This is a genomic window from Acrocarpospora sp. B8E8 (genome assembly GCF_039871605.1).
Lineage (GTDB): Bacteria > Actinomycetota > Actinomycetes > Streptosporangiales > Streptosporangiaceae > Acrocarpospora > Acrocarpospora macrocephala.
Genome location: NZ_JBDPLV010000145.1, coordinates 1 through 10,057 on the forward strand (window position 1 = coordinate 1; position 10,057 = coordinate 10,057).

The 10,057-nt window shown below is 65.2% G+C and carries 4 protein-coding genes; 2 read left to right on the forward strand and 2 right to left on the reverse strand.

Annotation, left to right across the window (positions count from 1 at the left end):
- Positions 1 to 228 precede the first annotated feature (228 nt).
- Positions 229 to 879, reverse strand: coding sequence for a DUF6461 domain-containing protein (locus tag ABGB08_RS53685; RefSeq protein ID WP_347608027.1), 651 nt, complete (start codon positions 877 to 879; stop codon positions 229 to 231).
- A 519-nt stretch (positions 880 to 1,398) separates the two neighbouring features.
- Between ABGB08_RS53685 and ABGB08_RS53690 the strand changes: the two genes are divergently transcribed.
- Positions 1,399 to 2,403, forward strand: a complete 1,005-nt coding sequence (locus ABGB08_RS53690) for an IS30 family transposase (protein ID WP_347608036.1) — start codon at positions 1,399 to 1,401, stop codon at positions 2,401 to 2,403.
- Here the strand turns inward: ABGB08_RS53690 and ABGB08_RS53695 are convergent.
- Entirely contained in the window at positions 2,393 to 2,911 is a 519-nt protein-coding gene (locus ABGB08_RS53695) for a hypothetical protein (protein ID WP_347608030.1), read from the reverse strand. The two genes, ABGB08_RS53690 and ABGB08_RS53695, sit on opposite strands and share 11 nt — an antisense overlap.
- Positions 2,912 to 3,888: 977 nt before the next feature.
- Between ABGB08_RS53695 and ABGB08_RS53700 the strand changes: the two genes are divergently transcribed.
- On the forward strand, positions 3,889 to 9,951 hold the full coding sequence (locus ABGB08_RS53700) for a LamG-like jellyroll fold domain-containing protein (protein WP_347608033.1): 6,063 nt from the start codon (positions 3,889 to 3,891) through the stop codon (positions 9,949 to 9,951).
- The last annotated feature ends 106 nt before the right edge of the window (positions 9,952 to 10,057 follow it).

Consider the following 10,057-nt stretch of genomic DNA (forward strand, 5'->3'; position numbering starts at 1 on the left):
GAGCTTGATCCACCCGTATATCGTCGACCTGCCGACGCCGAAGATGGCCACTGCGTCATCGACGTGCATGCCTTTGTCTATCGCGCTGAGTACGAGCGTCCGGGTGTCCTCGAGGGCTCGCCGGGGGGATTCGCTTGATTGACTCGCTGATCACACTGAGAATTATCTCAGTTACTTACTGTTGCCGCCTGGTGAACGACTCAACTGGTCCAGTAACCCAATTTCCAATCAGTAAGCCAGTTCGGGGAACGGGTCACGTTCATAGAAATGCGCGACCGAGGCCCGGTGGGGCAAGCCGTCGCCCTGGAGGTGATTAGCCTCTAGGCGCACTCCGGTCAAACGTTCGGCCAGCGCCAGTGTCGCCTCGAGATACTGGGGGAAGAACCCGTCGTCCGAGTCGTTCCAGTCGTCCGAGTCGTTCCAGTCGTCCGAGTCGTACTCGTCGATCCAGCCGAGATCTTCCACGTTGGCACGTAGAGTGTCGGGTTCCCTGCTGGAAGTCCAGTCCGGCCACATGGGGTCCAGGATGGAGATGATCTCGCCGTTACGGGCGTGTACGAAACGGGAGTTGAAGTTCACGTTGCGGGTGACACTCACAACAGATGTGCCCAGCGATAGATTACGCAGGACGTCGACCATGGTCCCGACGGTACCGCCAGGTTCACCCATGATGGACCCACCGTCAGCGGCGCCGATCTCAACAGTCCATGGTTCAGCCCTCTGCGGATCTTCCGTCAAGGACAGTCGCCGCAGGACGTCTCCCGGGGTGAGGCCGGCGATGAAGGTGATGCAGAATCCCGGGCGGTAACGATGGCAGTCGTCAAACCAATCGTAGTCGTCGGCAGTAGGCCTGCCTGTAGCCCTGTCTTCCCGTGCCAATTGACGTCTCGATTCGTCTAGATCTGCTTAATATGAACAGCTTATCCCACTGGCCGAAGGCTGCTCGGCACCCGCCTATGGCGGGTGCCGAGCCTTGTTATGTCATCCGCCCTCAAGGGGACGGTTGGAGCCGTACGAAGAACTCGTCCTCATCGAGGATGCGGTCGTTCGCATAGAATCGGCCCAGCCCGGCCAGTGACCACTGTGATCCCCATGCCGTGTTCTCCTGTGCGGGGATCAAACTGACGGAGATATTGGCTCCGGTTCGGTAGGTACAGCACTGGTCGTTCGGAGGGTTCTGCTGCCACGAGACCCATGCGCCTTGATAGGTGCTCTGGAACGGAAATTCGTCACACTGTTGAACAGCTGGGTTCCACGGAACATTACCCCTACCGTTCCAGGTCGGATACCACTTGGCACCGCAAATCCGTTGTGAGCGCGATGCGTTCCTATGGCGGTCTCAACTAGTCAGTGCATCACCCATGAGATGATCTTTCTGGTCTGATTGTGGGGGCTTGGGTGCGAGGTCGTGCATTGTCCGTGGCGGAACGGGACGAGATCTTGAAGGGGATCGGTGCGAATCTCCCGGCCTCGGTGATCGCTGCTGGGCTGGATCGGGATCGGTCGGTGGTGTCACGGGAGATCGCTCGTAATGGCGGTAGGGATGCCTATCGGGTGCATGCGGCCCAGTCGCGGGCCGAGGCTCTGGCCCGGCGGCCGAAGGTGCACAAACTGGTGGCGGATCGGCGATTACACGACGAGGTCATGGCGGGCCTGGCCAAGCGGTGGTCGCCGCAGCAGATCCAGGGCAGGCTAGTGGAGGATTACCCGGCCCAGCTGAGGATGCGCGTGTCCCACGAGACGATCTATCAGGCCTTGTATCTGCAGGCCAGAGGCGAGTTGCGGACGGAGTTGAAGATCGCGTTGCGGCAGGGTCGTACCCAGCGGCGCCCGCTCGGGTCGACTCGGGTCAAGCAGGCCCGCATCGCCGGAATGGTCAACATCAGCGAACGGCCCGCGGAGATCGAGGACCGGGCGATACCCGGCCACTGGGAGGGTGATCTGATCATCGGCAAAGGCGGGAAGTCGCAGGTCGCGACGTTGGTCGAGCGCACCACCCGGTTCCTGATGCTGGTCAAGATCGCCTACGACCGGACCGCCGACCGGGTCGCCGCTCGCCTGGCCGCCGAGATCCGGCATCTGCCTGAGCAGCTGAAGCGGTCGCTGACCTGGGACCAGGGCGTCGAGATGGCCGCTCACGCCACGTTCTCTCTCAGCACCGACATCCCGGTGTACTTCTGTGACCCGCACTCGCCCTGGCAGCGTGGCAGCAACGAGAATACCAACGGCCTCATTCGCGAATATCTTCCGAAAGGGATCGATCTTTCCTGCTATAGTCAGAGCGAGCTTAACGAAATCGCTGCAAGTTTGAATGAGCGACCTCGCCGAACCCTCGGATTCAGGACGCCGGCTGAGGAACTCAACAATCTACTTGCCGCAGCGGGTGATGCACTCACCGCTTGAGACTGCCCCCAACAGACTCCAGCAGAAAGTCCTGGTCATCAGTAAGTGCCTGCCTGTTGATCTCAAAACCAGGGCGAGGCCTCCATGATCGGTAATGCGATCCCAGGGCGTTCGAGATAGTCACCAAAGCTGGGACACGACGGCGCTGAGGATCATCATCCTCGAATACGGGATACCCCACGACCAGATAGGCATGACCCGTCTGAGACCGGTCCAGACCTCCGGCACGCCTGATGGCATCGATCGCCCGCTCGGACTTTCCCGCCAAGGCGCCGAAGTACTCCGACGGATCCAGCGGGCTCAACTCCCCGACAACCCATCGATCTGTAGATATGCCGCCAAGCCATGCTAAGCCCGTATAGCCCATGATCGCCTGGCCGTTGAGGACAATCGCTTTGTTCTCGACGTCCTTATATATGTCAGAGCGGCCACGTTGCCGAATAGTGATCGTCCGATCCGAAGCGACCGCGACATAGTCATGGCTGACATAGCCGACGATCAATGTCATGCAAGCCCCCCGGGTTTCCTCTCAAGGGCACCCCGTCGCCGCGGGCCTTCTCGCCAAGGCCGCCATGCACAAAGGTGCTGACGGCGTGTCAACAGTCTTCCACGGACAATCTGCCCCGCCTCGCATCGACGACAGGGTCGAGTTGGCCGAACGGTTCGACGGACCGGGGCTGCCGGAGGCTTGATCGATCATTATCGGAGAGCGGCTTAGCGATCGCTTGCATCCCAGATGAGAGCCAATACACGGGTATTGGCACGGGCACAGGGTTTTGATGCGGCACCGCCTCTGCGCAGGTCTGTCTGGACGCGCTTCCGCCCGATCGCGCCGTGAGGGCACCCTTGCCGAGCGGCTTTGCTGATCTTGCACCGTCCCCAGGCAAATTGTCGGTGTTTGTCCACTTTACTAACAGTGGATCCGTCTGTTAGACATGTGATTGATCGTCTTATGTCCGTCTTATGACCCCTGTTGGTGGGCCGCTGCACCCCAGCAAGCCCTGGCTTTCCCTTGGAGTGTGGCGTGGACGTTCGGCATGCGCGGATGTGGTGGAGTGCTGCCGTCACCGGGCTGGTGGCGACGCTTTTGATCTCCGGTGTGGGGGTTCCCGACGGGCTGGTGTCCCGGGCTTCCGGGGCTGTGCCGGAACCGGCGAAGGAGCCCTCGGTCGCGGCTCGTCCTGTCCCTGCCGTGACGGTTGCGCCGGGCGCGGAGGATTTGCAGGAGCCGCCGGTACGGCGTGCGGTGGTGTGGCCGAAGGCTGGGTCAGCGCAGGTCACCCTTGCCCAGGGCGCGTCGGTGGCGGCGGGGACGTTACCTGTCAAAATTGGCCCGCCCGAATCGGTGCCCGTCAAGGCCAGCTCGACCGAATCGTCGGCGGCCCCGACGGGTGCCGCGGAGAGACAAGAATCCTCTACCGGCAACCCGCTCAAGGCTCCCGCAGCCGTCCGGGTCGACACTTTGACGACGCCACCGCTCGCCGTGTGGGCGGTGTGGGTCTGGCGGTGCGGGTCTCGCGGGCCGACGCGGTCGCCTCGGCCGGGCAGGTCAGCGTGACTGTGGATTATTCGGGCTTCAGCGCCGCCTACGGTCCCGGTTTCGCCTCGCATCTGACCTTGCGCCGCCTGCCCGGATGTGTGGTCGCGCCGGAACGCGCCGCCGACTGTACCTTCGACGCGCCGCAGGCGGTCTCCGTCGTGAACGACACCAAAGCGGAGACGCTCACGGCGGTGGTGGAGGCCGCGCCGCAGGCCGATGCCGCCGTTTACACCGTCGCGGTCGCGGCGGCGGCCACCTCCGGCCCGGGCGGTGATTTCGCCGCCACGGATTTGAAGCCGTCGGGAACATGGCAGGTAGGCCCGTCCGGCGGCGCGTTCACCTACTCCTATGCCATTCCGGCCGCGCCCGGCCCTTCGGGCAGCGCCCCCACGTTGTCGTTGGACTACAACTCCTCCTCGGTGGACTCGCTCACCAACAGCACCAACAATCAGGCCGGATTGGTGGGCGTCGGCTGGGACCTGTCCGGTGGTTTCATCGAACGCAAGTTCTTCAACTGCCAGGTGACCCTGCGCGATGGCAGTCAGACGCCTCAGCTGTGCTGGAAGAACGACGATTTGACCTTGTCGGTCGGTGGGCGCTCCTCGCGGATCGTCAAGGTGGCCGGTGTGTGGCGGACGGTGGAGGACTACGGGTGGAAGATCGAGCAGATCGACACCGGCGGCCAGGCGGGCGCCTCCTACTGGCGGATCACCACCCAGGACGGGACGCGCTACCGGTTCGGGTATCACCGGGACTCCTCCTGGCAGGTCCCGTTCCTGGGCCCGCGCGCCGCCGATCCCTGCGCCGGCCAGTACGACGCGTTCTGGCCGGCCAACAAGTTCTGCTACGCGCCGTGGCGATGGATGCTGGACCAGGAGATCGACCCCAAAGGCAACGTGATCGACTACACCTACACGCGGGAGATCAACCGGTACTGCCTGGCGGACGGAGATGACTGCCAGCTGACCAATTACAGCCTGGAGTACGACCGCGGCGGCTACTTCTCCCAGATCACCTACGGCTCCAACACCAACGTGGCCGGGTCGGCGCCGACCGGCCGGCTGGCTTTCACCGTCGAGGACCGACCGGCCGATCAAACCTCCGATATCCCGGACTGGCTGATGTGGCTGACGGGATGCGACCAGCCCGGTCCTTTGTGTCTCTACTCCGCCGACGGGCCGACCTTCTACATCACCAAACGCCTGAAGTCTGTGATGAACCAGACATGGAATGTCTCCGGCGCGGCCTGGGACGATGTCACCCGGCTCGACCTGGGCTACAAGATGATCGACACCGGGCCCTCCGCCAGCGGCGAGTGGACCCACTCGGTGCTGTGGCTGGACAGCATCACACGGGTGGGATTGGCCGGCGGCGGCCCCGATATCGCCCTGCCGAAACTCACTTTCGACGCGGTGCAGCTGAACAACAACGATGCGCAGGCGGCCCGCTTCCCCCGCATCGCCGCCGTCGGCAACGAGATGGGCGGGCGGACCGAGGTCTCCTACGGCCGTCCCCGCGGCTGCAACCTCAACTCCCAATCATTGGCGACCACGCGTGATGACGCGGGCTATGACTGTTACTGGGTCTTCACCGGCGAAGGCATGGACCACACCGGCGAGACCTACTACCAGGGTGAGGTTTTCCACAAGTGGCAGGTGATCAAAACCGTCGACAAGGACCTGGTCGCCGGGTCTCCCGACATGGTCGCCACTTACGAGTACATCGGAACGCCGGCCTGGGCACAGCCCATCGAGTACGGCGAGGGGGCCGCCGGCGTGGCTCCCCCCGACTGCGGCTGGCCCCCCGGATTCCCCATCCCTTGCACCGATTGGAAGAACAGCTGGACCGAATGGCGGGGCTACCCGACCGTCCGGATCGTGCGCGGCAGCGGCGCCGACCCCTCCGGGTACAGCGTGACCACAGCTACCTTCTACCGCGGCTTGTATGAGGATCCCCTGGCCAACGGCACCCCCAAGGGTGCGACGGTGACCGACTTCGAGGGCCAGAGCACCAACGACTACCGTGTCCTGGCCGGCCGGACGCTGCAGGAACAGACCTGGCACGCCACCGGCTACACCGCGCCGACACCGTCCTGCCGGTACCCGGCCTGGTCGCCGACACAGAACTACAGCCAGTTCCTGTCCGGCGTCTCCTCCGATGGGCACGACTGGATCGCCATCCAGAACAACATCAACAAGCGCCCGGCCACCAACCCGACCTACTGGGACGACCTGGGCGCCTGCCCCACCTTCGGGTCAGGGACTACCGGCCTGGTCGAAGACGCGGGCACCCGCTACGAGTACGCGCGAGTCGTGACCGGCGATGGCCCCGGCATCGCCGACCCGCACCAGATCAACCGGACCCGCCAGGTCGTCCGGGAGAAGGTGCCCTCCGGCTGGCGCTACGCCGAGACCGCGACCGCCTTCAACGCCGACGGCTTGCCGATCAAGGTCAACGATTACGGCGAACGAGGTGTCGCCGCCGACAACACCTGCACTTCCACCGCCTATGCCCGTAACACCACCGGCGGCGCGTGGATGATCTCTTACCCGGCCGCCCAGGAACGCCGAGCGGGCGACGACTGCACCTCAGGCACCTTCTTGGGCCGGACCGTAACCCTCTACGACGGCGCCACCAGCGAAGGTACCAACGCGCCCACCCTCGGCAATGCGATCGAGTCCCGCACCTACACCAGCGGCAGCGACTTCACCACCGTCAAGGCCGGATACGACGGTTACGGCCGGAGCGTGTCCTCCACCGACCCGTTGAACAAGACCACCACCACCGCCTACAGCCCCGCAATCGGGCTGCCCGTGGGCGGGGTGAGCGTGACCAACCCGCTCGGCCACGTGACCATCACCTGGCAAGCCGCCTGGGGCGGCATCGTCGGCTCCCGCGACGCCGACAACCGCGACACCAACATCGACTACGACGCCCTTGGTCGCGCTGTCGCGCTGTGGACGCCGGCCCAGCCCAAGACCGGCGGCGTCGCGGCGACCACGGTCGCTTACAGCATCCCGGTCAATGCCGGCGGCGCGGTGAACGGCCCCGCCCGCACCGCGGTGTCCACCCTGCAATCCGGCAGTACGTACCTGACCAGCTATTCCTACGACGACGGCTTGGGCCGCTCGCGTGAAAGCCAGGCTGCATCCCCTGCTGGTGGGCGGGTCGTGACCGCCACCACCTACGACGGTCGTGGTCTGACCGCCACCACCGGCGGCCCGGCCCACAACACCCTCGCGCCGGGCAGCGGCCTGCTCAACGCCGCCCCCACGACCTTCCCGCAGTGGACCAAGAACGTCGCCGACGGGCTGGGCCGCACCACCGCGGCCGTGGAGATGAGCGCTGCCACCGAACTGCGCCGCACCAGCACCGCCTATTTCGGCGACCGGACCGAGGTCACCCCGCCGACCGGCGGCAAGAGCGTCTCCTACACCGACGTGGACGGCCAGGTGACCAAGGTCCAGGAGTGGAAGGACGCTACCACTCACCACGACGCGCTCTACGAATACGATCTGAACGGCGCGCTGATCAAGCAGACCGACGCGAACGGCAACATCCGCACCTTTACCTACGACCTGCTCGGCCGCCGTACCGCCGCCCAAGATCCCGACGCCGGGACCTCCAGCCAGGGTTACGACGCGGCCGGTCGGCTGCTGTGGTCCATCGACGGCAACGCCGATAAGACCTCCTACAGCTACGACGACCTGGACCGCAAGACCGCGATCTGGGCGGGCGAGGTCGGCACGGGCACCAAACTGGCCGAATGGGTCTATGACACCCTCTCCAAGGGCCAGCTCACCTCCGCCACCAGCTTCACCGGCGGCCAGCCCTACACCGACGCCATCACCGGCTACGACGTGATGGGCCGTCCGACCGGCTCAACCATCACCATCCCCTCCAGCGAAGACCTGCTCGCCGGGTCCTACACCTTCACCAACACCTACAACACCGCCGGACAACTCGCCGACTACAGCATGCCCTCGGCGGGCGGCCTGCCCGCCGAGACGGTCACCTCCAGCTACACCCCGCTCGGACTGCCCGACCGGCTGACCTCCCCGCTCGGTACGTACGTCGACTCCACCGGCTACACCGCCACCGGCCTGCTCTCCCAGCGCGGCTATGGAAGCGCGGGCAAGATCCGGCGGACCCTGGAGTGGGACACCGGGACCGGCTGGCTCAACCGTGCCGCCACCCAGACCGGTGCCGACACCTCCAGCCCTGTCACCGTGGCCGACGACCGCTACAGCTACGACGTCTCCGGTGAGATCAGCCGCATCCTGGACGCGGCCACCGCCGTCAGCGGCAGCCCCGGCCAGTCCGAATGCTTCACCTATGACGGCCTGCACCGTCTCGCGACCGCGTTCACCACCACCGGCCCGGCCTGCACCTCGGGCGCCGACAGCCTGGGTATCGACCCCTACCGGCAGACCTACGCCTACGACGGGGTCGGCAACATCACCACGCTGACCGACGGTGACCAGACCGCCGCCTATGCCTACCCCGCCCCCGGCGCGGCTTCCGTCCGCCCGAACGCGGTCACCTCCATCACCCGCACCACCCCCGGCAGCGGCGCCCTCGCCCAGCAACGCACAACCAAGCCCGGTCCGCACCACACGGCCAGAAACAACAGCGCCAAACCCACCGCAACGGGACAGGTCGCCTTATCCGCCCCACAGCAGCCACCCGCCGCACCCCTGACCGCCTCCGTCCAGTACGGTCCGCAACTAGTGGCCGCCTACGGCATGAACGAAGGCACCGGCACCACCGTCACCGACACCTCCGGCCAGGCCAACCACGGCACCACCACCGACACCACCTGGACCACCGGCAAGTATGGCCAGGGCCTGGAGTTCAACGGCGACACCAGCTGGGTCACCGTCGCCGACGCCGCCTCTCTCGATCTGACCACCGACATGACCCTCGAAGCGTGGGTCAAATCCGACGACAACACCGGCTACCGCACTCTGATCCAGAAGGAAAACGGCGACAACCTCAGTTACGGCGCCTTCACCAGCACCTTCAGCGAACCCCCCAGCGCCTGGATCGTCGACCCCAGCGGCGACTTCACCGGCTCCGCCGCCACCACCAACCTGCCCATCGGGCAGTGGGTGCACCTGGCCGCCACCTTCGACGGCGACAGCCTCGACTTCTACTACAACGGCGTGCTGGCCCACTCCGAACCCACCGACCTGACCATCGACGTCGGCACCGGCGTGCTGCGCATCGGCCACAGCGGCATCTGGGACGAACCATTCGACGGCGTCCTGGACGAGATCCGCATCTACAACGGCGCCCTCACCGCCGAACAGATCCTCGCCGACATGAACACCCCCATCGGCGCGACTCCCTCCCCTTCACCCAGCCCGTCGCCTTCACCGTCCCCAAGCCCGTCTCCCAGCCCCACCCCGACGCCGACCGAACCGCCCGGCGATGGCGTCGACACTTACACCTACGACGACGCCGGACAGCTGGCCACCCGCACCGTGGCAGGCAAGGACGGTGCCTTCACCTGGAACCAGGTCGGCCAGTTGGAGAAGTCCAGCATCGACGGCGACGAGACCACGATGGTCTACGACGCCGACGGCGGACGCCTCATCCGCCGCGAACCCGACGGGAAGGCCACCCTCTACCTGGGTTCGATGGAAGTCCAGGTGCTGGGCGAGCAGATCACCGCCACTCGTTACTACACCGGCCCCGACGGTGCCACCGTGGCTATGCGCTCCACTAGTGATGGCCAGACCGGCGGTATCAAATGGTTGACCAATGGCCTGCACGGCACCGCCCAAATGGCCATCGACGATGTCACTGGCCAAGTCAGCCGCGAACGCTACCTGCCCTTCGGCCATCGCCGCGGCATCGACGACCTCCCCTTCACCGACCGAGGCTTCCTCGGCAAGATCGAAGACGACAGCACCGATCTGACCTACCTGTCGGCGCGCTACTACGACCCCGGTATCGCCAAGTTCATCTCCGCCGACCCTCTACTACAGAGCTTGAAGTGCTAGCAATTGGCGATGGTACAAACACGTAACGCTACAGGTGAGTTACATCGTCGTATTTCAGCAGTACAACACTTCTGTGCGGTACCCCGACGGTGGCGGCCTGTCCGCC